Annotated in this window: 20 protein-coding genes; 4 read left to right on the top strand and 16 right to left on the bottom strand. The window is 45.7% G+C overall.

Annotated features, from left to right (window positions below; translation table 11 throughout):
* The first annotated feature begins 110 nt into the window (after positions 1–110).
* On the top strand, positions 111–560 hold the full coding sequence (locus tag MMOL_RS01290) for an NfeD family protein (RefSeq protein ID WP_012777620.1): 450 nt from the start codon (positions 111–113) through the stop codon (positions 558–560).
* A gap of 53 nt (positions 561–613) precedes the next feature.
* A complete protein-coding gene (locus MMOL_RS01285) occupies positions 614–1,456 on the top strand; it encodes an SPFH domain-containing protein (RefSeq protein WP_012777619.1) in 843 nt (280 codons plus the stop codon).
* Positions 1,457–1,509: 53 nt separating this feature from the next.
* Here MMOL_RS01285 and MMOL_RS01280 read toward each other — a convergent pair whose 3' ends face one another.
* The 14 genes from MMOL_RS01280 to MMOL_RS01215 all read right to left on the bottom strand — a co-directional run bounded on the left by MMOL_RS01280 (position 1,510) and on the right by MMOL_RS01215 (position 20,927).
* On the bottom strand, positions 1,510–2,256 hold the full coding sequence (locus MMOL_RS01280) for a HesA/MoeB/ThiF family protein (RefSeq protein WP_012777618.1): 747 nt from the start codon (positions 2,254–2,256) through the stop codon (positions 1,510–1,512).
* 3 nt (positions 2,257–2,259) lie between these two features.
* Complete coding sequence (locus MMOL_RS01275; protein ID WP_012777617.1) at positions 2,260–3,054, bottom strand: type II secretion system protein; 795 nt, start codon at positions 3,052–3,054, stop codon at positions 2,260–2,262.
* 15 nt (positions 3,055–3,069) lie between these two features.
* Positions 3,070–4,818 carry a hypothetical protein gene (locus MMOL_RS01270; protein ID WP_041928510.1) on the bottom strand — a complete coding sequence of 583 codons (1,749 nt, stop codon included), beginning with the start codon at positions 4,816–4,818 and terminating at the stop codon, positions 3,070–3,072.
* The gene (locus tag MMOL_RS01265) at positions 4,811–5,344 is read right to left on the bottom strand and encodes a hypothetical protein (protein WP_012777615.1); all 534 of its coding nucleotides are present in this window, start codon (positions 5,342–5,344) and stop codon (positions 4,811–4,813) included. The genes MMOL_RS01270 and MMOL_RS01265 overlap by 8 nt, the downstream gene beginning before the upstream one ends.
* Positions 5,345–5,347: 3 nt before the next feature.
* Positions 5,348–5,977, bottom strand: coding sequence for a hypothetical protein (locus MMOL_RS01260; protein ID WP_012777614.1), 630 nt, complete (start codon positions 5,975–5,977; stop codon positions 5,348–5,350).
* Positions 5,974–7,623 carry a hypothetical protein gene (locus MMOL_RS01255; protein WP_012777613.1) on the bottom strand — a complete coding sequence of 550 codons (1,650 nt, stop codon included), beginning with the start codon at positions 7,621–7,623 and terminating at the stop codon, positions 5,974–5,976. The genes MMOL_RS01260 and MMOL_RS01255 overlap by 4 nt, the downstream gene beginning before the upstream one ends.
* Positions 7,624–7,643: 20 nt before the next feature.
* Complete coding sequence (locus MMOL_RS01250) at positions 7,644–8,849, bottom strand: type II secretion system F family protein (RefSeq protein ID WP_012777612.1); 1,206 nt, start codon at positions 8,847–8,849, stop codon at positions 7,644–7,646.
* Positions 8,850–8,852: 3 nt separating this feature from the next.
* On the bottom strand, positions 8,853–10,559 hold the full coding sequence (locus MMOL_RS01245; RefSeq protein ID WP_012777611.1) for a GspE/PulE family protein: 1,707 nt from the start codon (positions 10,557–10,559) through the stop codon (positions 8,853–8,855).
* Between the two features lie 108 nt (positions 10,560–10,667).
* On the bottom strand, positions 10,668–12,206 hold the full coding sequence (locus MMOL_RS01240) for a tetratricopeptide repeat protein (protein ID WP_012777610.1): 1,539 nt from the start codon (positions 12,204–12,206) through the stop codon (positions 10,668–10,670).
* A 7-nt stretch (positions 12,207–12,213) separates the two neighbouring features.
* The gene (gene mshL, locus MMOL_RS01235) at positions 12,214–14,082 is read right to left on the bottom strand and encodes a pilus (MSHA type) biogenesis protein MshL (protein WP_420794741.1); all 1,869 of its coding nucleotides are present in this window, start codon (positions 14,080–14,082) and stop codon (positions 12,214–12,216) included.
* Between the two features lie 256 nt (positions 14,083–14,338).
* The gene (locus MMOL_RS01230) at positions 14,339–15,886 is read right to left on the bottom strand and encodes an AAA family ATPase (RefSeq protein ID WP_012777608.1); all 1,548 of its coding nucleotides are present in this window, start codon (positions 15,884–15,886) and stop codon (positions 14,339–14,341) included.
* Positions 15,887–15,904: 18 nt separating this feature from the next.
* Entirely contained in the window at positions 15,905–17,326 is a 1,422-nt protein-coding gene (locus MMOL_RS01225) for a sigma-54-dependent transcriptional regulator (RefSeq protein WP_012777607.1), read from the bottom strand.
* A 242-nt stretch (positions 17,327–17,568) separates the two neighbouring features.
* Positions 17,569–18,048 (bottom strand): diguanylate cyclase domain-containing protein, encoded by a 480-nt coding sequence (locus MMOL_RS01220; protein ID WP_012777606.1) that lies wholly within the window; start codon positions 18,046–18,048, stop codon positions 17,569–17,571.
* Between the two features lie 416 nt (positions 18,049–18,464).
* Positions 18,465–20,927: a TonB-dependent receptor gene (locus MMOL_RS01215; RefSeq protein ID WP_012777605.1), complete on the bottom strand. Its 2,463-nt coding sequence runs from the start codon at positions 20,925–20,927 to the stop codon at positions 18,465–18,467.
* Between the two features lie 548 nt (positions 20,928–21,475).
* Between MMOL_RS01215 and MMOL_RS01210 the strand changes: the two genes are divergently transcribed.
* Positions 21,476–22,432 carry a replication initiation protein gene (locus MMOL_RS01210; RefSeq protein ID WP_012777604.1) on the top strand — a complete coding sequence of 319 codons (957 nt, stop codon included), beginning with the start codon at positions 21,476–21,478 and terminating at the stop codon, positions 22,430–22,432.
* 197 nt (positions 22,433–22,629) lie between these two features.
* Here MMOL_RS01210 and MMOL_RS01205 read toward each other — a convergent pair whose 3' ends face one another.
* Together MMOL_RS01205 and MMOL_RS01200 are read right to left on the bottom strand one after the other, a co-directional pair.
* Positions 22,630–23,211 carry a hypothetical protein gene (locus MMOL_RS01205; RefSeq protein WP_012777603.1) on the bottom strand — a complete coding sequence of 194 codons (582 nt, stop codon included), beginning with the start codon at positions 23,209–23,211 and terminating at the stop codon, positions 22,630–22,632.
* An 18-nt stretch (positions 23,212–23,229) separates the two neighbouring features.
* Entirely contained in the window at positions 23,230–24,471 is a 1,242-nt protein-coding gene (locus MMOL_RS01200; RefSeq protein ID WP_012777602.1) for an MT-A70 family methyltransferase, read from the bottom strand.
* 155 nt (positions 24,472–24,626) lie between these two features.
* Here MMOL_RS01200 and MMOL_RS01195 point away from each other — a divergent pair, with 155 nt between their 5' ends.
* Positions 24,627–25,586, top strand: coding sequence for a hypothetical protein (locus MMOL_RS01195; protein ID WP_012777601.1), 960 nt, complete (start codon positions 24,627–24,629; stop codon positions 25,584–25,586).
* Positions 25,587–25,605 lie beyond the last annotated feature (19 nt).

The raw sequence follows: 25,605 nt of genomic DNA, 5'->3' as shown, positions 1-25,605 counted from the left end.
GGGTACACCTTTTTTAAGGAATTTTATATTAAAAATTATTGAAATATCATGCAATAATAATCACCGATGTTTAGGCTTAACACTTATCAATCTTTTTATCAGGACACTCAATGATAGAAGCAACTTGGGTTTGGGCGGTATTAGGTATCGTTTTAATCGCAGTAGAAATATTAGCAATTGGTACCTTATATATCTTATGGTTTGGCATCGCCGCTATCTGTTTAGCCATTGTCACTTGGCTGTTTCCTAATATCCCACACGCGATACAACTCATCGCGTTTGCTATCCTATCTATCGGCTCGTTGGCCATATGGCGACGTTATTACAAAAAAACTGACAGTAGTTCAGCCGTAGGACAATCACAAGGGGAAGAAATTGGCCGCATCGGTACTGTGATGCAAGCCAGCGGCCCGGCACAAAACGGCTCAATCCGCTTCACGCAAGGCCTGATGGGTAGCCGTGAATGGGTGGCAGTATCCGACGAAGTGATTGAAATCAACAGTCAGGCGAAAGTGATTGCTGTTGAAGGCAACGCATTACGTATTGCAAAAATCAGCTAACGTTTTTTTAACCTTCTCACTTTTTATTTTTTCTCACTTAAGGAATTCTCCAAATGACAGAGTTTAGTTTAGTACTCATATTTTTAGTGATTGTCGCCATTATCAAAGGCGTGCGCATTGTGCCGCAAGGTGAAGAGTGGGTGGTGGAGCGTTTAGGAAAATTTGCTGGTGTACTCACGCCAGGGCTGCATGTCATCAACCCGATTTTTACCAGAGTAAGTTACAAAGTTACCACCAAAGACATTATCCTAGACGTGCCGGAGCAAGAGGTGATCACCCGCGATAACGCAGTGATTCTAGCTAACGCGGTAGCTTTTATTAAGGTGACTAAAATTGACCGTGCCGTGTACGGGATTGAGAACTTCCGTGAAGCTATGCGCAATATGGTGCAAACCAGCCTACGCTCTATTATTGGTGGCATGGATTTAAACCAAGCACTGACCTCACGTGACCGCATTAAATCTGAACTCAAACTTGCCATTGCAGATGAAGCGCTAGACTGGGGCTTAACCGTTAAATCCGTTGAAATTCAAGACATCAAACCATCGCCGAACATGCAGGATGCAATGGAGCGCCAAGCTGCTGCAGAACGCGAAAGAGTAGCGGTGGTGACCGAAGCTGAAGGTGCTAAACAATCACTGATACTTAATGCAGAAGCACGACTGGAAGCTGCGCGTAAAGATGCTGAAGCACAAATGGTGGCAGCCAAAGCATCTGCTGAATCCATTAAATTTATTACAGAGGCCGTACAAGAGAATAACGCATCAGCCATGTTCTTGTTAGGCGACCGCTATATCACTGCGTTACAAAAGATGTCCTCATCTGAAAACAGCAAAGTTGTAGTCATGCCGGGTGACTTGGTAGGTGCAGTTAAAAGCTTAGTGGGCGGAAAATAATTAAAGCTTAGCAATCAATTGCCCATTCTTCCCTGCATTGGGGGAATGGGGTATTAAACACTACACACGGTACAAGCCGAGTCTTTACTCAGCTTAATCGCTCGCCATTCCATAGAGAGCGCATCTAGCAACAACAGCCGTCCTTGCAGGCTCTCGCCTATCCCCATCAGAATTTTCAGCGCTTCCGCCGCTTGCGTAGTGCCTATCATCCCTACCAGCGGGGCAAACACGCCATTGGTCGCACAGCGCAAATCGGTGCCTTCACCATTGTCAGGGAATAAACAGTGGTAACAAGGGCTTTGCGTTGAGCGCATGTCATATACTGTGACCTGCCCTTCAAACCCCAAGCCAGCACCTGAAACTAGAGGCTTTCTCAGCTGTACGCATAGCTTATTCAGCAAATAGCGCGTAGCAAAGTTATCAGAGCAATCCAATACGACATCGGCTTTAGCCACCAGCGCATGCAGCTCATCTTCACTGGCACGCTCGCATATGGCGTGCACGATAACTTCTGGATTAAGCGCCAACAATGTTTTTTGTGCTGAAAGTGCTTTGTTAACACCGATGGAGCTGGTCGTATGCACGATTTGACGCTGCAGGTTACTTAAATCCACCTGATCAAAATCACAAATAGTAATGGTACCCACCCCGGCTGCCCCTAAATATAAAGCAGCTGGCGAGCCTAAACCGCCAGCTCCCACGATTAAGGCATGGCCGTGGACTATTTTGTCCTGACCCTCGTACTCAATCTGTGGCAACAGAATATGGCGGCTATAGCGGAGAAGTTGGTTGTCGTTCATAAGTTAATGCAATTGTCCTGCTTCGATCATGGCATTATAGAGAACATAAGGAGAAATCCAAGTCACGATATGATCAAACTCGCCGTTAGGGTCAGCTGCACTTCTAGGTTCGTGGCTGACAAATACGCCATCATCCACAATACCGTTAGCATCCGCGTCATTTAAGTTCGCTGTTTCGTCTGCGCCGCCAATGGCTTGGTTCCCAGTGGCACCTATAGAATAGATAACAGCCACAGCGTTATTGATTAGGTAATTGGTTTCCGGCACAGCAGCTGAACATGCGGTGGCAGTGATACCAACAGAGCTAGCGCAAACCCGTAAGTCTGGCATCAAATTCGACATACCAACAACACTCATACCATCAGTTGCAGTGTTTGCAGTAAAGTCTGGGAGGGATGGTGCAGCAGCGTTATTAAACTGTGTAACCGCATAACGAATACGGTTCCCCCAACCATCCAATGCAAACCCTTGCGCATCAGCAGGCTCAACACCCAAGGTTGCTGCAGGCAAAAAACCTATACCATACTGAGCACAGGCAGCCGTGCCACCCAACGGCTGCTCCATCCCATTACTTGCCGCGGTGGCTGGGCAAGGTAAGCGACCATGCCGTTGCGCAAAGCCTAGCAAAGCCCTTTTGGCCGACGCCAGTGTATTTTCAGTTTGCGATTGAAATAGCTGATTACGTTGCGCCTGTAACGGCAACAGCAAAGCACCTAACACAAACCCTAAGATAATCAGTACGATGGCCATTTCAACCAAACTGAAACCTTGCTGCTTAATATCGATGTCTATTTGCATATATTTATAAAGTACTCATGGTGATACAACCACAACCTGATCGTTGTTTGTCGATGTTTTTGGCATCGTGTTACTGTAGACAGAATCTTGCGTACCATTACTCACAATAACATTTGTGTTTTCTACCGCACTCAAGTAGTTTGAAATATCACAAGAGGCCCCACTAGGACTTGCAAGAGATGTTGCAACTAACGCACTAACATTATTATTAATTCCAACCGTAATTTTAGGTGGTGAGCTGGCACTAGAACAAATCGAACCACTAACACAATCACTAGAAACAGCATAAGTAATATACTTTTGCCACTCGTTCTGTAAGTACCAGGCGGGAAGTAATCCACCGACAGCTGGTAACGATGTAATCACTTGAGTTGCACCACAAGCAGCCAATGTAAACGTGCCATTTGTGTTGTTTGAACAAGTTGCCAGATTAGTAGTATTTGAACAGCCTCCTGTTGAAACTAAAAATGAGCCTGTTGTGCTAAATCGGTTAATACCAGCGACTTTAGCGGAGCAGCTACCACAAGCATCGCAGCTGAACTGCTCAACCCCACCCGCTCTCTTACAACCGCCCTTACCAGTGCAGGTACAGGTTTTTCGGTCACTTGCCGCGACTGAACATGCACCGGTTGGTGCATTAGAGGCTGAGCCTGTTGCTACAAAGTTTCCACTTGCGCGAGTAAATGCAATGCTGCTCACTACACTGAAATTACAATTGCAAACTCTAGCAGACGTACAGCTACAAACATGCGCTGAAGGTGCGTTCACAGGCAACAAACCTCTAAGATTACCTTGTACACATTGATTTGAGTTCGCAACCAACCCGTAACTTGCTGCAAATGGATAGTAGGTCTTTGATTGATAGTAACTTTTTAGCGTCTGTCTCGTTTCTTGCAGCACTCGCTTTTCTAGTGCGTACATCAGTTCATCAATGGTAATGTAAACCAATTTATCGTTAAAGTAATATGGCTGGTTAAAGCTGGCATCATTTGAAGATACATTTCTGCTATCTTCGCCCATGATGAAGTCCTCATCTGCTGTGGCATATCCACGATTACTGAAGATTGCAGCACCAATTTGAAAACTATCTAAATATTGACTAGCATCTGGAGCCGTTGACGATCGATCTTGCCCTTCAAGGGGGTTGCCAGGTGAAATAATCACAGCCGCCACACGATCTGAGACAAGACGCCCGTTTCTATCAAGAACCTTTAGCCAAGGATAAGAGTCCGTGCCACCCTGTCGCAAATAAGGTGTAACGGCATGTGGTGGATTAGCCATACCTGGATTTATAATAGGGTATTCAGAATTCTCATAGTCTCGGACTAGATTGCGCGACACTGCGTACCAAAGACGATTACCCTGAGCATCTCTAAAATCGACCCCCAAGCCAGTATGTGGGGTTACACATGGATTTGATTGTGCCCTCCACGGCAGCTGACCAAGTAAATAGCTTGGTTGAAAAGTGCCAGTAGCACAGTCACTCTTGCCGTCGTAGGCACTAACACCATCAAAATCCAAATCAGTGTTTCTGTCTGGCCATGGCATCATGCCTGGCGAATTCGGATGACTCACGGCCCAAGCAATTAATACAGCCTTAGCCTCACCCAGCACGCGCATAGTTTTTTCATCCTGCGCGGCTTGCAAGTTTGAGGCGCTGAACATCTTGAACATGAACGCTGCGGCGCCTAGCCCAATAATAAATGCGATCAGAATAAGCACCATTCCTCGCTGAGCGTTACGCCCAAGAGGATAATTACTCATCACCACCAATCACTCCAGCCTCCTCCAACCTTAACCGCTTTGCTTTTTCTACGACTTGCAATTCTTTCACTTGGCTAGTCTCTGGCTCATACACCTGCCCAGCTTTCAGCCTGATTTTTTTACCACCGGTTTGCACATCAACTCCCTCAGTATTGGCAGCCTTGTTGGAGAACCCTCGGCGATTGATTCGTCCGATTTGTACGTTATCAACAGCGCCTCCTTCTTGCACGGCCTGATTATTAATCCAGAGCGTACCGCTTACGCCATCGCTGCGTTTTACGTAACCTTGCATGGCAATGGGGGCTGAGTTGTCCACTGGCAGCGGGTCGGCATCACTTGCTGCCGGCTCCTCTTCTTTAGCACGGACCACTTTTAGCTGCTGGCTCTGCCTTAGTTTATCTAATTTCTCACGTTCGGCAGGCTTGCTGAACAAACGCCCAAAATCATCATTAGGCGCAGCGTAGATGGTCGTGAAGCGGACACTCAACAGACCAGCAATAATCACTCGAAGTAGTAATTTCAGCATGACTTAAGGCCCCACTGCTGTTTGGATGGCGGCAGGTTCACGCAGAGTAAGCCAATCCAGCTCGCATTGCGCATGTAAGTTCGCAATCAACTGACTACTCAAGGCACCGCTCTCGTTCAATCTGGTAATTTCGCAATCTCTTAACATCAAGTCAGCGACATTAGCTTTACTTAAAGACTCCGTTAGCTGCAATAAATCTCCTTCATGCAGCATATCCAACTCAAACTGCATCACTGAACGATTCAAGGTAAAGCCGCCTAAGTTTAGAGCAAATCCTGGCGTATATTTTTCCTGCTGTTTGATACTGTATTTAATCCCAAATAGCTTATGGTTTTTATGTTGCTCTCGCAGGCTTTCCACCCACTCGATACGACGCTCCTCCCCCACAAAACCTTTATTAATCAAGGTTTGATATTGCGGCAAATAGGCGGTAATGACTTCCTTCTCCAGCCCAGAGGATTGATAGCGCTGGCGGGCAGCATTGAGCAGGCTTTGTTGTTTGAATAATGCTTGCTCCCTCTCCACCTTATACTGCTGAGTCAGCACAATACAAACCGCCACAACAGCAACTACCCCGCCTAAAATGATTAGTGGGATTTGCAGTTTTTTCCAGTCATGCGACTCTAGCTTCATGATGGCGGCCCTCCGCTTACACTCGTATTGTCTGTCGTGGGCTTGAGCACTATTTTTAATTTAAAAAACGCCGGTTGTTTTTGTGTGGACTGCTCATCCGTAGTACTGCCCTGCAAGCTCACAAATGAGCTCACGTTCACCGGCTCTTGCAGCACAACTACTTCTGCCACGCGGGCATCCGCCTTAATGTTAGACACAAACTGATTCAGGCTATTTAACGCACGGCGGTAATCACCAGTAAAACCAGAAATTTGCGCGGTAAGAAAAGCCACTTCGACCAACTTAGTAGGATCTGCCGGCAGCATAGCGTTAGCGGGCGGTTGCGCGCTGTTGCTGGTTGCTGATAACGGCGTAAATTTATCTTGGTCATTAACATTACTGTCATTAGTCAGCACCCAATGCATACGGTCAATTTGAATTTCATCTAAAGCACCCTGTGCGTTAGGGGCGAGCGCTGCACCAATCACCTGCATCATCAGCCTAGGCGACTTAGGAAAGGCTGCGATGGTTTTATCCAGCTCCACCGCCACCTTTAAATCATTCGCACTAATCTGCGTGACGGGAAAGTCTTTTGCGGCCTCCTCATATTGATGCTGTTGAATCTGCGTATCTTGCTGCGCCTGTTCAAATGCGGCTTTATGCTCCCAACCCTCTTTAAACATCCACGCAGCAGCAGCTATACCAAACAAGCCCACCAACACCGTGCCTATCGCCAGTGCTTGTTTTAGTTTATTAAACTGGAAAGACTTAGTGAGCCAGTTTGGTGCCAGATTATCGACCACATGCCCGCTAGCCAGCAATTGCATATGCATCAGCTCTGGCTTTTCCTGCAGCAGTGCTATCGGCAAGCCTAGCGTTTTGGCCAAGCTAGTGAGATTCACATCGGTGCAGTTCAAACCCTGCTCCTGGCTGATGCCTTGGCTAATCTGCTGGGTAGTACCGGTTGCACTGACTAATGTTAAATTTAGGGGAGTATCGCGCGTGATATAACGCTGGCTCATTAAGTAAAGACGTGTTTTTTCTATCTCTACCAGATAAAAATAGCCTAACTGACCGGGGCCGTCAGGCACATTCGGCACCAGCCGGCTCATGCGCAAACAGCCGTGATGGAAATAAGTTTGGCGCAGTCCGGAAGACAACCTTTCGCATAACAGCAAGTGCGGCTCTGTCAGCTTGAGTTGCTTCATCATGACCATACTTAGCATAGGCAGTAAGTAAACACCTACCAACTGTGCTTCTTGCGCCTTAATTATGCCGAGCCACGCTTGCAGGAAGTCATCTTTACTGATGGCAACAAACAAAAAGTTATCGTCTCTTCGTTTATCTTTATCTCGATCAATAAAATGAGCGGTACGAAAATCCAAACCGCGGTAATGCTGGTTCAGTTTACGCGTAATCAACTCATGCTTAGCGCTGCCAGTGGTATGCGGCAAACTCTCTAGCCTGAAATCCTCTTCCACCGCATCTGTAATCAAATAAACCGGGCTGGATGAATATTGCTGTAAAAACGTAGCAAATGCCTGATGCCCCGCTTCGTTATTTTCAAAAGCCTGATTACCTTTGAGCTTACCCGCATGCCAAACACCAACCAGTAACTGATTGGCTGTAGCGCATAACACTAGTTTGTTTGGATTAGCGAATATCATGCTTTATTGTAGTTAACTACTTAAATTTTAAGCTTGCTGAATGAGTCATAAACCGGCCCAAGCACAGAGAACATAATGAACGCCAGTATGCCACCCAGCAGCACCGTCAACGCAGGCTCTATCATTTTGAGCATTTTCTGCATAGAGTCATTCACATCACGGTCATAAAAGTAGCTGATATTGAGCAGCGATTTATCCAGCGCGCCAGTACTTTCGCCCACTTTAATCATACGGACCACTAGCTGCGGGAACAGCCCGGCATTACGAAAACTCTCACTCATGGCATCCCCCGCGTTAATCTGCGTATGCACCCGCGTCAATGCGTCCGCCACTACCCGGTTGCCTACGATGTTTTCACAGATTTTAATCGCATCTAAAATGGGAATACCGGTTTGATACATCAAGGCAAAATAACGGGCAAAGCGCGCCATGATAATTTTATGCAAAATAGGCCCAGTAACCGGGATGTTTAATTTAAACATATCAAAACGGTAGCGTGCAGCAGGGTTAGTGCGAATGGTTGCCGCCAATGAAACCACTGCAGCCACCGGCAAACCTAGAATCAACCACCAGTAGTTAACAAACGCATTCGACATCGCGATTAAAATCTTAGTATTCAGCGGTAGGTCTTGCCCCATGTTGCGCAAAAAAGACACCATTTGCGGCACCACGTAAATCATTAAAAACACCACAGCCAACAATACCACCACCGCAACAAACGCAGGGTAAGCCAACAGCTTTTTGGTTTGCGACATCAGCTCATCTTGCCAGCGTATCGTGTTAAACAGGTTACCCAGCACCACGGATAACTGCCCAGTGCGCTCACCCGCATCAATCAGGCTGACAAAAACATCACTAAATACCGCGGGGTGCTCAGCTAAAGCTTGCGACAGCATTTTGCCGCCCTCAACCTCTGCACTAATGGCGCCCAGCACTTTTTGAAAATATGGGTTATTACTGCTTTCGCGCAAGTCCACCAGGCATTCTAGCAATGGCACGCCGGCACTGGATAGCTGCTCTAGCTGAAAGCAAAACATGACCAAATCTTGGTTAGTTACCTTGTTACGGTTAAACAGACTGGTAGACCTCGTTGCAGGGCGAAAGGTAATTAAATCGAGGCCCATGCGCTCCAAGCGAATCTCAAGATCCACCTCATTCAGCGCATCTACCTGGCCCATGGCAAAGCGGCCTAACTTATCAACGGCTTTATAGCTAAAAGATGGCATAACTTAGTTAGTGATCCTGCTAGTTAAATCAATCACCCGCATCACTTCGCTTACGCTGGTATAGCCTTCTAAAATGCGTCGCACGCCATCCTCAGCCAAGGTGATAAATCCTTTATCCAGCGCCACTTTCTTCAGCTCATCCAAGTGCGCACGCCGTGAAATCAGCGCATCCATATCCGTATCAATACGCAATAGCTCAATAATTGCCATACGCCCGCGATAGCCGGTTTGGTTGCAATGCTGACATCCTTTAGGCTTGTAAATTGGCGTCTGATCATTTGCTTTAAGCTGCAATATCTTGCGCTCAAGATCATCTGGCTTATGCTTTTCTTTACAATGCGGACATAGCACCCGCACCAAACGCTGAGCCACCACGCCAATAATATTACCCGCCATAATGTCAGGCAAAATACCGATATCAGTTAATCGCGGAAAAGCACCTAAGGCTGAGTTAGTGTGCAAGGTACTGAACACCTGATGACCGGTCATCGCCGCGCGGAACGCCATCATGGCGGTATCCGCATCACGAATCTCACCCACTAGAATGATATCGGGATCTTGCCGCATAATAGAACGGATACCATTGGCAAAATCCACCTTATTCACTTCAGCCACCGAGGTCTGACGCATCATGGTCACGGGGTATTCCACCGGGTCTTCCAGCGTCATGATATTCACCGCTTCAGTATTCTGATGTGTAAGCAGCGAATAGAGCGTGGTGGTCTTACCGCTACCGGTCGGACCCGTGACAATCAAGATCCCTTCAGGGCGGGTCATCATTAACTGCAGTTCATCCAGCGTTTCTGGACGCAAGCCCATACGCTCCATCGGAATAATCGACTTCTCACGGTCTAGCACCCGCAATACGATATTTTCCCCATGGATGGTTGGGTGGGTAGATACCCTAAAATCGATGGGGCGGCCACATAAGTTCATGTTCAGGCGGCCATCTTGCGGTGCGCGCGTTTCCGCAATATCTAAGCCACTCACCACTTTTAGGCGAACGGCTAAGCCCCCCCAATAACTTTTATGCAAACTTCTAATTTGCTGCAATACACCGTCAATTCTGTAGCGTATGCGTAAAAAAGCCAGCTCCGGTTCAAAGTGGATATCCGAGGCACCCCGTTTGACCGCATCCATCAGCAAAGCACCGACCAAGCGCACCACGGGCTGCGTGTACTCATTATCGTCAGCGCTCAAGCTTTGATAATCAATTTCACCGGTTTCTATCTCACGTAAAATGCCATCAACTGACAGCTCGTAGCCATAAAACTGGTCAATCACCTCTTCCAGCTGCGCCTCTGCTGCCAACACTGGTTTTAATTGAATCTGCCCGCCCAGCATGGCTCGCAGCTGATCCAAGGCCACCACATTGAACAAATCGGCCATGGCCACCACCATGGTTCTGGTCAGCGCATCGTACGCCACCGGTAGCAAATGATAACGGCGTGAAAAGTCTTGCGGCACCATTTGCAGTGCCTCAAAGTCAGCGACCACAGTGGTTAAATCAATACTATCGGTTCCAATGGTGTGCGCAACGGTATCGCGCACCATGGCCTCTGTGACAAAACCTAGACGCACCAATTGGCGGCCTAACGGCAGGTCGTTATGCTCTTGCTCAATCAGCGCAATGCGCAGCTGATCCTGGCTAATTAAGCCCTGCTGCACCATTAACTCGCCTAAACGAATTTTACGCCGCTGTTCAGCCATTTAATTTAGCCTGTTTATATAGATTCATTCTTGTTTTTCTTTACTTAATCAGCACTGCAATCGTCTTGCGATATTTCCTAACATGATACGTATGGTGACAAAATATGCTTACTGCAATGCACGAATTCTGGCCTCTAACTGCGCACGGCCAGGGCTCGCGGCACCCGTCATGTTCAACAAATCAAGCGCGCGCTGATACTGCACCAGCGCCAACTTAGGCTTACCTAAATGCTCCAAACTAATCGCTAAATTAAATGCATAGTCCGCACTGATTGGTGCAAACTGGCTCGCGCTAAAATAAGCGGCCTGTGCTGCAGCCCATTGATTCTGTGCAGCATACAAATTACCCAAGGCCGCGTGTAAATTCGCCGCCTCCGGCTGACGTGCCAACATGCTTTTAATCTTACTTTCCGCCCCTACCGCGTCCGTATTTGCCTCTAAATCTGCCAGCGCTGATTGCGCGATAGTATTTCTAGGCTCAATGTCCGTCACTTTACGGTACCAGCCGATGGCATCCATCGTGCGAGCTTGGCGCTGTGCAATGGCCGCCATGCCCAGTAAGGCATCTACGTTTCTGACATCTTTTTGCAGCACTTGACGATACTTCTGCTGTGCAGAAACATCATCACCGCGGCTAAATGCCTCATACGCCGCCAACAGTGTCGGATCTACCCCAGCAGTTTGCGCTTTAGTCAAAAGTTTTAGCGGTTCCTTCGGCTCCGCCACTGCAGATTCATGTCCCGCGCCCTCATCAGCCTTCATCGGCTTATGCATAGTCTGAGCAACCAATGACGCATCTCCCGCTGCAGGCTCTCCTGCCGACATTGGCGTATCTACCTTTGCTCCAGGCTTACGTTTTTCTAGCGCTGGCTTTACTACCGTATTGTTAACTGCCGCAGTGTTAACTACAGCACCGCTATCCTGTGCCGGTGGTGCGTCAACCACCTCACCCGCATCAACATTGGCCGCCGTGTCATTCATAGCATCCGGCGCACTATCCGTGACAGACGCAAGCTCAGTGCCAACATCGCTGGCAACTGCAGCAACCTGAGCCACTGGCGGTGGCGCAGGTTTCGGCGTGACCACGACCACTTCACTAGCGCCTAATGCCTGGATGTATTTGTAGCCTTGCAAGCCCAGCAAAATAATTAAAGCACCCGCCACACCCAGCAAAAGTAGTGCAGTACGCGAGCTTGCCGTTTTTACCGCATGATTCGCCACAAACACACTGGCCGCAGCCTGCTGGTTGTCCTTTTTGGCATTAGCCTGCGCTTTTAAATTCGCCACACTTGCCATTGCCGCCTCATTGAAAGCGTCAGCCTTACTTTTCGAGTTAGTTACACCAGCTGCCGGCGAAGGCCTAGGCTTAACCGTAGTCTCACGTCTGACTTTCACCTCGGGGCTAACCAAACCGGCCTCTTCAGCTAAAGACAACCCTGCATCATGAAACACATTTGCCTCAGCAGCAGATGTAAGCGGAGCAGCCTGATCTGTAGACTGGCTATCGGTAGCACCCGGTGCCAAATCAAGCGGAGCTAAAGTTAAGGCTTCAGCTGCCAAAGACTCTGCCCCCCCGGATTTGGCAGACTTACCAGCCTTCTCCTTATCTTTTTCCGCTGTCGCAAGCGCCTTGATTAGCAAACTCATTTGCTAATTACCTTTCACTCTCGGCATCTAATGTATTTTCCAGCTGCTGTGAAGGAAGATACTGCTTATAAGAAGCAAGCTCATCACTTTCTAAACTCGCACTGACTATCACCGTAGGCCGTAGGAAAATAACCAGTTCAGTTTTACGATTTGCATCATTTTGCCCAGTAAACACTTTTCCTACGCCGGGCACTTTTGACAAGCCCGGCACTTTATCCGTATTTGTCAGCACATCATCCTGCATTAATCCACCAAGCACGGCTGTGTTACCGCTTAGAATCTGCAACATCGACTCCATTTCGCGCACCTGGATTTCAGGCACCAAACTTTCAACAGTCAAGTTAGGATTTGGGTCTTTTTTGAACCCCAGCACCCTCGAAACCGTTGGTCGTATATTGATATTCACATTACTCAAATCATTGATTTGCGGGGTGACGCTCATCACAACGCCAACAGGCACTGTATTAGGGGTTGTTGTCACGGTAGACAAGATACCGCCGCCTACAGAGCCTTGTGACTGCTGCGACTGCACCGTAAAGTAAACCAAATTATCGACAACCTTTAGCACTGCAGTCTGGTTATTCAGCACCATCAACTTAGGACTAGACAGCACTTTAGTTGATCCAAATTGCTCAAGCAAATTAATAGATGCTGCAATATTACCTATTTTACTTACTGGGTTAAGGTAGCCAGCCACAAATCCCGCATTCGTCGCCACGCCAAATGCATTCGCGGTAGTGGTGAAGGTATTCCCTGTCGCATTAATACCGTTCGTTTGCGCACCTAACTGCTGCCTAAACTGAAAGCCACTATTAGACGCACTATTATTTAGCCGGCTCCAATCAATGCCTGCTTGAAAGCTATCACTTAGCCTCACCTCAACGATGGTCGCTTCAATCAATACCTGACGCTTAGCGCTGGCTAGCACTTTATCTAAAAACTCCTGAACTCGCTCATGTTGCTTGTTGGTGCCGCGAACACTGATTACGCCAGCTTCACGGTTAGAAATAACATTGGCGGCAAACAAGGTCTTGTATTCAGTAAATGCCTTTTGTGCATCCACTTTTACATTATTAGCTTCAGTTTTTTGCGTATCCCCCAAAGCCACAGAGCCCGCTTTAGCACTTTGATTATCAGCACTAGCTGACTGCTTATCTGCCTCTAATCGACCGATAATGATTTCTTTATCACTCTCGGCCAATAATGCTGTGATATTTTTCTCCAAGGTATCCCAAAAACGATTATTGGACTCACTTCTCACCATAGTACGAGAGCTATTATTCGCCCCTGTGCCTGACGTATTACTTGTTGTACCGCCGCTAGTATTGGAGCTCTGACCAGTGCTAGAAATTTGACCATCCACACCGATAAAACCAATCGCATCTCGCGACATGTTCACATAGTCAACTTTATATGTCCTCAACACCGGCTGATCTGGCGTGATCGTTAACACATTACCTTTAACGGTATAAGTTAGATCCACTTGTTTTGATAAACGCTCTAGTATCGCTGGCAAAGTTTGATCTACTGCATTTAAAGTAACTCGCCCCTGAATAGCCGGATGTATATCAATATTTAGCTTGCTGTCTCGGGCTATGGCAAACAGCACTTCTTTCACGGGAGTATCGTAAACCACGATACTGTAAACAGGCTCTTTCGCCTTAGGTTTTGGCGGTGGCAAATAAGGGCTGTTTGTAACAGGTTTAGGGATGGCGGCGACAGGAGCCGCTGATTTTGAAGTTAGGGAGGGGGTTGAGGTATTCTTGCCGTCAATATGCCCAGTTGATGGCTTCACTTTAGATTGATGTGAGCACGCTGACACCCCAAAAACCAGGGTCATGCATAGCAGTGTTGATACTGTTTTATTCTTTATCACGGCTTGGTTACCCCTACATTCTGCAACTTTATCTATACGCTCTATGTTCACTTTCCATGATACCGCAAAAATGCAAGAAAATACAAATAGCAACAACAAGTTACACGAATAAATCAAGGTTATTAATGAGGTAGGACTCAAACTTTATAGCGACCGCGGCCGCTTGATAAACTCTGCGCCAACACAACAACATCAACCCAAACAAACGCAATCAAAAATACTGACAGAGACAACGACCATTTGCCTCAAGAGAAACTTAATTAACTGGCACCAACTCTTTGCTAATTCCTGCCAGCGTTCTTAAATAAGGCCGATAATTTTTAATATTGGGAGGCAGATCTTTTAATGCTGCAAGTGCCGCAGCCCGCTCGGCGTAAGCGCCGTATAACACCACGGTGTATAAACCATCTGCCTTACGCATACGGTAAAGATAGATGTTATCTACCTCCACCTGTCGACTTAGGCTTTCAAGCTCGGTCATCAACTGGGTATCTTCTACTTGGCCAACTGATGACGCAGCATTGGGTACCGATTTAATCTGTAACAGTACGGTTTCAGGTTTCGCGTTTTGCAATAACTGACTCATCGCCCCTAAACGCTGACTCACTAAGCCTTCCGCGCTTTTATTTTCCACAACAGGTGGCTTATCGCTCGCTACGGTCGCATTTCTCAACGCAGCAGGCGCATTGGCAGAAGTCAGTGCTGATAAAGTATTCACGCCCACCTGTGTATTGGTCACGGCAACGGCAGACTGCTTTACCGCTTGGGGTGAGACAGAGTTCACGGCTGCAGGTTTAACATCAGCCGTTTTAGCATCAGCCAACTTATTTGCAGCAATGGGAGCTGGTTGCACCCCCACTTTGGCCGCACTTTGTGGGGCTGGCGATTGCTGCCAGATGAACGCAGCAGCCAATGCGCCACTTAAAACCACCAGCAAGCAGATAAACCACATGGCCAGTCGCTTATAACGGCCGAACTGTTGGCCATATAAACTTTCGGCAAACTCGCTATCCTGAATAGCGGCTTTTACGTGCTTGGGAGTGACCTGATACACATTGTCCGCAAACGCTGCCAGCAATGCCTTATCCGCCAAGATATTCACACGCCGCACCAAGCCCTGTGCCGCATGAGACAGTTTTTTAATCGATGCATCACTGAACAAATGGGGCCCATGGTAGCCTGCCGCTCGTAATCTAAAAATCAGGTACTCGCCTACATCCTTGGTTTGCAACGGGCTCAAATTAAAACGGTGTGTGATGCGCTCACGTAATTGGCGGATTTGCTCCTGATTTAAATTCTCATCAAGCTCCGGCTGACCAAACAGCACAATCTGCAATAGCTTGTCTTGCTTGGTTTCCAGATTAGATAGCAGGCGAATCTCTTCCAGAGTTGCTAGCGGCATGCCCTGTGCCTCTTCCACAAAGATCACAACCTGCCGCCCCTCTGCATGTCGGCTCAACAAATGCGCCTGCAACGCCTGCATCACTTTTAACCGGTCTGCATTTTTTGGTAACTCAAGCTGCAACTCAAAAGCAATCGCATGCAGCACATCCTCTGGCGCTACGCTGGGGTTGGCAAGGTAAATGCTCTCGATTCTTTCAGGCAATATCGTTTGCAACATGCGGCACAACATGGTTTTGCCACTACCGACTTCACCGACCACCTTGACAATGCCTTCACCATTACCAATGGCGTACACCAAGGCATCCAGCACGGCACCTCGATTCCCGCCAGAAAAGAAAAAGTCTGTATTCGGGGTAATCTTAAACGGAGGCTGCTGTAAACCAAAGTGAGGATAATACAAGTAATTTCCTAGCGTCGATTAGTCTTCTTGTGTGTTCATACGGCTATACAGCGTGGTACGGTTCACATTTAACAATTTCGCTGCCTGGCTTAAATTACCATGCGTCATTTTCATGGCGGCATCAATGTAGGCGCGTTCCCACGACTTCAGCACAGCATCCAAACTCACATTCGCTTGGCGCTGGAGGTGTTTTTGTGCTTGCGCAGTCATACTCGCATCATCGCTAAAATCAAAGGCATCTGTAGAGAATGCCTGCTCGCTTAAATCAAACTCAGCAGTCAACTCACTTTCTTTAACCGTCTTACCGGAGTATTTGGCAATTAAGCGTATCACCACATTTCTCAGCTCACGTACATTGCCGGGGAAATCATAATCCAGCCAACGCACTTCAGCTTTAGCATCCAGCTTGAAAGGTAACTTGTCAATTTGCTTGGTGTAAAACTCGATAAAATGATCACGTAGCAGGTGCTTATCTTCCGCCAGTTCACGCAATGGCGGCACATGCACGGTGAACACGCTCAGGCGATGATATAAATCTGACCTAAATTTACCGGCACGCACCTCTGCCCTTAAATCGCGATTAGTCGCGGCCACGATACGCGCGCGGCTCTTGCGCGTTTGCGTTTCGCCGATACGCTGATACTCGCCGTTTTCCAACACTCGCAACAGCTTTGCTTGTAATTCTAAAGGTAGCTCGCCAATCTCATCTAAAAACAAAGTGCCATCACCAGCATCTTCAAAATAACCGGCATGCGCGGCAACCGCACCCGTAAAAGCACCTTTAGCGTGCCCAAACAAGATAGACTCTGCCAACAAGGGTGAAACCGCAGCGCAGTTCACTGATAAATATGGGTACAACAAACGCTGGCTTGCAAAGTGAAAGCTGCTAGCCACCAACTCTTTACCACTACCAGACTCACCTTCAATCAACACTGGGAAAGGGGAGTCTGCAAATTGACGAATCTGCATGCGCAAGGCTTGGATAGGCAAACTATTGCCCAGCAAACCGCCATGCTCTTGCTCCACGCGCATTTCGTTCAACTCAACATCTTGAACCTTCAGCGCATTTAGCAACATGTCTTTAAGCTTCTCTACATCGCAAGGCTTGGCAATAAAGTCTACCGCGCCTAAGGCGAGCGCATGCTTCACGTTCACGTCATCACTTTGACCTGAAAGCACATGAATTTTAATCGTTGGAGAATGTGTTAGCAGTGCGCTAATGACTTTAAAGCCTTCTTCGGGGGTATGAGGGGTAGGCGGCAGGCCTAAATCAACCAACGCTAAGGCGGGGGGAGAGTCTAGTTGTTGCAGCAAACTTTTCAATTGCGTGTACGACTCGGCCACACACACCTCAAAATATTTACTCAACACAAAATGCAAAGTATCAGTGATTAGCGGGTCATCATCAATAATCATCAATACAGGACGTAGTGCCGCCATTAACAAACCCTTTTTTAAATTAGATAACAACTATAGCCAGCGTCACTATAGCCTGAATAGTTTGATGTATCAATACTTTCACTACCCTTGCAGCATGGGTAGAATTGAGATGAAACCATGGTTTAACACCTGGCGAATTGAACAGTAAAACTGTCAAAATCTTCTAGTGAGTTTAATACATCTCCGATAGCGGCACACTCACTGCACTTTGCAATGATGCACCTACCACTCTAGGTGGATAATCACACCACAAGTGGACTAAAAAGCAGATGGCGATGCGCCTTTAGATAGGCCAAGAATTCTATACCACTAAGCTCAGTGAGCTTTTGATTTACTTCTTGATTGTTACTAGGAAAACAGAATACTGATGCATCTTGCCCCACAGCCTTCAATCCATCATGCGCAGCGTCCTGCATGATATTTCGCACCTTATCTTGCACTTGCTCAGTAGCTGGCGTATACGGCACTATGATCCAGAAATCACTACCAATCCTAGCTACTAAATCTGTATTTCTAAACACGGCTTTTAGGTGGCTGGTCATTGCAACCAACTGCTCAGCCGCATCTTTTGCGCCGTAAGCATCACCCAGCTCATTTTTATCCCCATGATCTATATGCACTAAGCCAAATTGCATAGCACACATATATCTCGACATAACTGCCATCAACCATTCAAATATAAAAAGAAAGCGATCCCGATTCTCAATATCTTCAATTAACATGATACCCCCACATTAAATTTATGATGATTGCAAAAAGTCATTGGCCATCCTGCTTGATACGCGTAAGTGCCAATACACAACCCACACATCGACCACCAGGGTAAAGATACCCTCTTTACCATGCAAATGATACTAGTTTAATGCAAACGTCTTAACGTGCGCACTATTTACCCAACATCCAAATCATGTATTTATTTGGTAACATTTACATAGACTAAGCATCTCAGAGTTCTAAACACCTGTCAAAAAAAAACCCCGCATGAACGCAGGGCTTCAGAATAGAGGATTAGCTAATAAAGCGCTTATCCAGACTAACAGCAGTCACAACTTCAAGCTCACCACCAGGGGTACCGCGATACGAACGTTAAGTGGCGAGTTGAGAAAAGACACATCATTATTATTCACTTAACTAAGCATTAATCTGCCGATGGTGCATACGCTGATTTTTTACCACCAAATTCATAACGCACACCAACCCATACGGAGCGTGGTGCACCTGGCGCCAAGAACGTTTCACCCACAGTCTTAGAGCGGCGACCATTGGTTGTCATGTAATTACCATTAGCCGGGTTGAAAGGGCTAGCACCGAGCTGTCCGGCTGTCGCGTACTCTTTGTCAAACACGTTATTAATACGTGCAAACAAATTCCACTCATCATTCATTTGGAATGCAGCTGACAGATTAACAGTGCTGTAGCCAGCGATTTTGCCGCCACCTAGGAAAACACCGCCTGACTCATGCTTATTATTCTCGTTACCGCGCACATATGAGCCAGTAACAGCCAGTAGATCACCGCCCACACTGAATCTATCTGTCACACGGTAATTTGAATAAAGCTTGAACATGTTTCTAGGCACCAATGGGATACGGTTGCCTTTTTTAACATTAACGTTACCATCGTCAGCCGAAGAGTTAGCTTCAGCCATAAAAGTCTCGTTACTCTCATATGTAGCATCAAGGAAGGTATAATTGGCACCTATCGCAAGATTACCCAGACTCGCGTTCAGGCCACCCTCAACCCCACGACGACGGGTTTCACCAAAGTTCTTAAAGTAACCTTCACCAGAAGTCGGGCTGCTAATAAATTGGATGTCATCGTAGTTTGTTGCGCTAAACACACCAGCATTCCAAGATATCGCACTGTTCAACTTACCACGCAAGCCAGCTTCCCACGTTTTGGTCACCACCTGATCCAATGGCGGATCACCTGCCATTGCATTAGGTAAACGACAACCGTTATCAGGGTTAGCACAGCCAAGCTCGATGCTGGTTGGCGCGCGACTACCTTCATTGTAGCCAGTATAGACATTCAGAGCATCGCTCACCGCATAAGTCAGACCGATTGCTGGATTAATGCGGCTGAATGTGTGGTTACCACTTAATGAGTCGTCGGCATCTCGATAAGCATCACCATCCAAGCGATCTTTATTTTTTACGCGGATATGGTTATATCGCGCAGCAGCAGTTACGTGTAGCTTGTCAGTCACCGCTAAAGTATCTGTCGCAAAGATGCTCCATGTATAGTTTCTGCCGCGCAAGTTAACACGTGCATCATCCAACTCACCATCAGCGTTATAGCCTTTACCATTTGTTGGATCAAGAAAAACGCCCGAGCCAGCAATGCCGCGATCTGCGGTGACCACACCGTATTCAGAAGATGCCTTGTAAGTGCTGCGACTAAAATCAAAGCCAGTACCAACCGCATATGTATTGTCTAAACCCCACAATTTATTGCTGACATTGACCTGACCAAAAATACCCATGTTTTCTTGGTTTACTTCACTACGGTTAATCAAGCCAGAGCACTTTTCCAGTGGCTCATCACCAGTCGCTAGCTGACTAGCACAGGCAGGAGAACCATTGGCCAAGAATACATTCTGCCCCCAGTTTGGCGAGGTTACGGCACCAACCACCTCGGGCAATGAACCGTCGTTAAGATCACCGTTATAACTACGCGTTTTAATCTTCCGGTAGTAGGTATTACCTGTGAGCGACACGTTATCAGTAAAATAATGCGCTAATTGCAGATTCAAAAAGTTAGATTTATTCTGCGTATTATCCGGCCATGTGAACACGCTGTCGTAATTGCGGCGCAGCATACTTTGTGGCGTCATGCCGTTACCGTTCAGGTCAGTATCGGCCCAAGCATAGGTCAGATTCAGGTCAGTTTTTTCACCATGCCAACCCAACTTACCAAATAACTGCTTGGAGTTGGATTCAGAATGGTCACGCCAGCCATTTTCATCAAAAAAAGTACCGGCAACAAAGTAATCGATATTATCCGCTACACCGCCATATTCCATATTTGTAACATTACGGCCCCAACTACCAAACAAAGTTTGCAGTGCGCCACCTGGATTGTCGCGGCCATTTTTAGTTTGAATCGACAAAGCACCACCTAACGTATTCAAGCCAAACATCGGGTTAGAGCCAGGCATCAACTGCATGCCTTTAATGGCATTCTTAGGAATCAAGTCCCAGCTCACCACATCGCCAAATGGCTGGTTCATACGCACGCCATCCATATAAATGGAAAGACCCTGTGGCGTTCCCAATAGCGGTGACGCAGTAAATCCACGGTAATTAATGTCTGGCTGCAACGGGTTATTCTGAACCTCGTTTACATAAACGCTACCCATATGGCGCTTCATGTATTCACTAATATCCAAAGATTGTGTACGTTCTAGATCTTCAGCATCCACCGTTTGTACATTAGAAGGAATTTGACTAACTGGCACACCGACAGATGGCAGCGGTGTTGCACTCACCACTTCAACCTTGTCAATTGTAATCTTGTCCCCAGCTTGCACCGTTTGCGGCACTGAATAGGCTGCCAATATGGCCAGCAACATCAGCCTTGGTTTCATTGTGTTTTGCATAACTCTCCCTGTCATTATTTTAAATACGGGGAACTAGTAGGCAAAAGGCATACCAACATCAAACCATAAAAATAATCTTGCAGAATCAGCCAGTTATAAAAACTCAGACTAAGAGAAAAACTTACGCGCCAAGTAGATTGGATTTATTCAGCCACCACCCTGGCTATAAACAACCATCACTCAGATGGTAAACAAGCAAGAGTAGATTCAGCAACGACGGCCTTTGATTGAATACCAAGGTAAGCACGGAACAGCAGAATGAAGGGCAACAGGCAATAAAAAAGCCCCGCGAGTGCGGGGCTTTTAATATATGGGGTGGCTGATGGGGTTCTACCCCATGCAATTCCAAGTCGAAGTTAATCAACGAGTTACAAATGAAGTATAACGTATATCGCTAAAAATAAGTGCTACCGTTAGTGCTACCGTTTTTAGCTCGTCAAAATAGGACAGCATTACGAACATTTCTCTTGTTGATAATAAATATCGACAGTCCGTTGACTTTAAGGAGTTTTCTATTAAGTTGTGTCGTAAGACTAACGACACAACGGATGAACCAACAACTAGAAGATTTTTATTCTCACCTCAATGAAGCCGTCATCACTACCAACGACTTTGAAGAAGGCACAAAATTTCGCAAACGCGAAAAAGTACAGCAATTCGCTTATTGTGGTCTCAACCCTATGTATCGTCAGTATTTGAGTTTTGATCTCGATGAACAAGGATCAGCTTTTAAGTTTGAAGATGTGAACCTACCCCCTCCGACCATCATTACAATAAACCCAGTCAACAAGCATTGTCATTATCTATATCATTTAAATACACCTGTTGCTTACCACGAAAGTAGTCGCAGCAAGCCACAGCAGTATTTTGAAGCAGTACAAGACGCCATGACACATCGCCTAGCTGCAGATACTGCTTACAGCCACACCATCACTAAAAATCCATTACACACAAGATGGCAAGTCATCACCAATAATGCCAGCTATGATTTAGGCGATTTTTTAGAATATGTTGAAATAAATAAGCTCAGAGTAGACAAAGCACTCATCGAGAAGTTGGAGTGTGGTGGTCGTAATGATTTATTGTTTCATACACTTCGATTGTGGGGCTACCGTTCGGTCCATAGGTTTATAAGTGAGGAAAGTTGGCGCCAGGAAGCCCAAAACAAGGCTCAAGAAATCAACATAAGCTTCTCTGACCCATTACCATACAAAGAAGTATTTCACACAGCAAATGCCACCTCAAAATGGATATGGAGAAACCGTCACCAACTAGGCGGTAGAGAGAAAGTGCTAACTTTTACAAATGAAACAGCTCAGGAGCGCATGAGCAAAGGCGCTGAATATACCAATGAGCTGAGAACAAAAAAAGCAATTGAGGCAATACAAGAAGCAGTAAATTTCTTGCTGTTCTCTGGCCTACCTATTACGCAGAAAAGCGTGCAAATCAAATGTGGGCTCAACATTAAAACCGTTAGAAAATACTGGTCTCAGATTAATAAATAAGCCCAGAATCACTGGCTAAGATCAAATTTTTTTATATGTACCCACAACGGCGTACATCAGTTAATTAGCAGGACTAAGCTGTGATCAAAATCACAAGCAAATGAACCAACTAACGCTTTAAGTACAAAAACAAAAAAACTGAGCCAATAAAGACTTCAGTTTAATTGCTTGAAATATACTAGTTAAAGTCGAGTAAATCAGATTTTTGATTTACGCCCACTCTTACAAGGGCTGCTAGGTAATTCTTTATCTAGTTTAGCTTGTAATTTTTTGAGATTATTATAATCATCAAAATCACTTATCAAATCCCTATCAGAGAATGTTGATTGAATTAAAGACAAGTAGCAATCTAACTCCCAAATGAATTCACGGCGACTAGATAAGAGTAAGTAATCTGATTTTATACTTGGTAAAAGCTCTTCTGCTTCAATAAAATTTTGAGCAACTAAACACTCAAAAAACCAGCATACATTTTTGTCAAAATCATAAAGATTGTTCTCAACAATAAACTCTATATCTGTGTATGAAAAATCATCACAGAAATCCAGCATAATCTCGCGTACATAATCATTCACCCCCAGAATGTTGGTAGCGATAAATTGCAAAGCAGCTGCCTCAAATTCAACACGGTAGGTTGTGAGAAACTCATTAAAATTATTAATGCTAATATCTTGCTCAGCTAACCATAACTCAGTATTTATGACGGCTTTATTTGCTACAGCCGATAAATTGGCTTCGTTTTTAAATACACTACTTACTAATGTGCTCATGTCTGTCATGCCATTTCTCCTTTGCGATTAAGCTTGTTTAGCTACATTAATTGATGCATTGATATCTGTGTTTTTCTGAGTACATTCATTACCCCAGCCAGCCCAACCGTTTGCTGGCTCGCCTCTGCAAAATAGTTCAACTTTGCTAAGTTCCGGATACATATGGTCAATAATTTGGTAAACCTCATCTGGTTTACGACTGTGCTCACGACGCTTGAATTTCAATACAGAAGATGGGCGTGCATCGTATGGAACCTCAGGCACCAATCCTTTGGTAGCAATCATCAGCACCTCATGGCCTTGACGAAAATATGTACCCTGACCAGAAAAGTCTTTATCCCAAACTGCACTCGTCTTAAATGTAAAGCCCCATGCTTTCACCACTTCTACAGCTTCTGGCAACAAAGAAGATGAGCACCACATAAACAGAACTGCATCATCAGCTGAAATTTGGCTAATAGGCATCTCGCAAATTTCCTTTACTGACATACATGGATAACCCACGGCAAGCTCACCCATGTAGTCCCATGGTGGATCAGCTAGAATTACGCTGAATGTTCCTAGTGAAGACTCCAATGGTTTGTTATTGGCTCTTTTAGCTTCAATCTCTTGAATACGCTCTTGACGGCGACTTTCAAATTTTGCTTTATTAATAGCCTTGCTGGCCTCTTGAATAGTTTTGATATCATCAAAGTTAAGTTGTGACTGATCTTGTTTCGCAAGTTGGGCAAGTTTTGCTGCGTTGCTGATGTCTAGCTTTCCTTCAGAGACTGCCGCGATAAGTTCTGGGGTGCCGTTATTGAGCACTTTTTTTCCACGCTGAACTGAGTCAACTGAAATGCCCAATTCTTCTGCAACCTTTCTTTGGGATACAGCTCCAGCAGTATGCTGATTTGCTCCAACGAATGAGTTGGTTAATCGCGCAGCAATGATTGCCTTTTGACCTTCCGTGAGATGACGTCTATGCAAGTTGATACTAATTACAGATTGTTCTGCTGATTTATCATTAGCAGCTTCTAGCTCTGCGAACTTAGGAGTGACTCCTAATGCCGAGCATGCACGTAAGCGATGGCGACCATCCACCACCTTTCCTCCATACATAAGAATTGGCATTTGCAATCCATTTTGCGCGATATCTTGTTTCAGCTCGTCAAACTGCAATTCCGACATCTCTGGAAATAGATTAGCTATTGGATGAATTAGCAATTCACTTTGCAATTCATCATTTTCCAACCCCATTAAACTATTAACGTTATATTTTTCTGTCATTTTTGATTCTCCTTATTAATTAAAGTCTTGAATGGCGTTAACTGATTCAAGATGAACCCATTGTAAAAAAATGAGCTATCGAAATTAATAGGGCTAAATTCCAATCAAAAAGCTGTTAGTATTTTTTTAAACTAATGGATTAGTGGAATTTGATAATGGCAGGAAAAGGCAGAAAACCACGTACACTGATTGACACCATGAGGACGCAGTTATGGGCACACCAACTAAAGCAACTAACGCATGCCAAGAGCTTTTACGAGCTCAATGAAAAATTTGAAAGTTTCAATACAAATTACAGCTCTGACTATGCAAATGGTAGTACTGGTGTTAACTCAACAACTCGACAGCTAATCGATCAAAAACTAAAAACCAAATATGGTGCTGAATCTATTAAAGCCAGTGACTTCTATCACATAGGCCCAACAGTTCAAGATGAGGATGGGGAAATAGAATTTGTTAGGTTTTGGGATGCCCTAGATGGCCCAATTGAAGGGCTCTGGGATATTTTGTTTTGGTATGACTTCTCTGCCGAACTACAACACGAGCTGGGCTTAGCTTTCAAAGTCAAAATTAGTCTCATCATTGCAAGACTATTTAATACGACTGAACCGCCAAGTGAATGGCTTCAAAAGGATCAACCCAACTTTATTGCAAAAGCCTATCGCAGTGGAGAAATCAATGTGGATTTACGATTGCTCACAGCTGTTATTGCAGTATGGCGACTTGCTAACTTTATGAAGGATAGCGTGTATTTAGCCGATTACATGATGATTGGATTATTAGATAAAGCTGCTGAAGATTTGCTATCTCCATTAGCGCCAAAATTCACGGAGATTGAAAAAAGCAAGAAACCCAATAAAACAACAAAACCTAGAAAGACCAAGGAGTACCCAAGTTTCTATAGCAACTTCATAAAGCACCTCATCAATATTGATGCGCCCAAGGTGCAGAAATTTAATGAGGTAGTCGATAAATTTAATGGCTACATTCCATCACGCCCCAATCTAATTTATAACGAAAATGGAAGAGGTGCTTTCGAGCTCAGCAAAGATAATGGATTTGACTACTTTAAAGCCAGCACTGAAGGAACCAGGGTTTCAGAGTATCTAATATAAGTTATATTGTTTTATGTTC

Origin of the sequence: Methylotenera mobilis JLW8 (assembly GCF_000023705.1) — a bacterium.
Lineage (GTDB): Bacteria > Pseudomonadota > Gammaproteobacteria > Burkholderiales > Methylophilaceae > Methylotenera > Methylotenera mobilis.
This window is presented reverse-complemented; position numbering and strand designations above follow the sequence as displayed.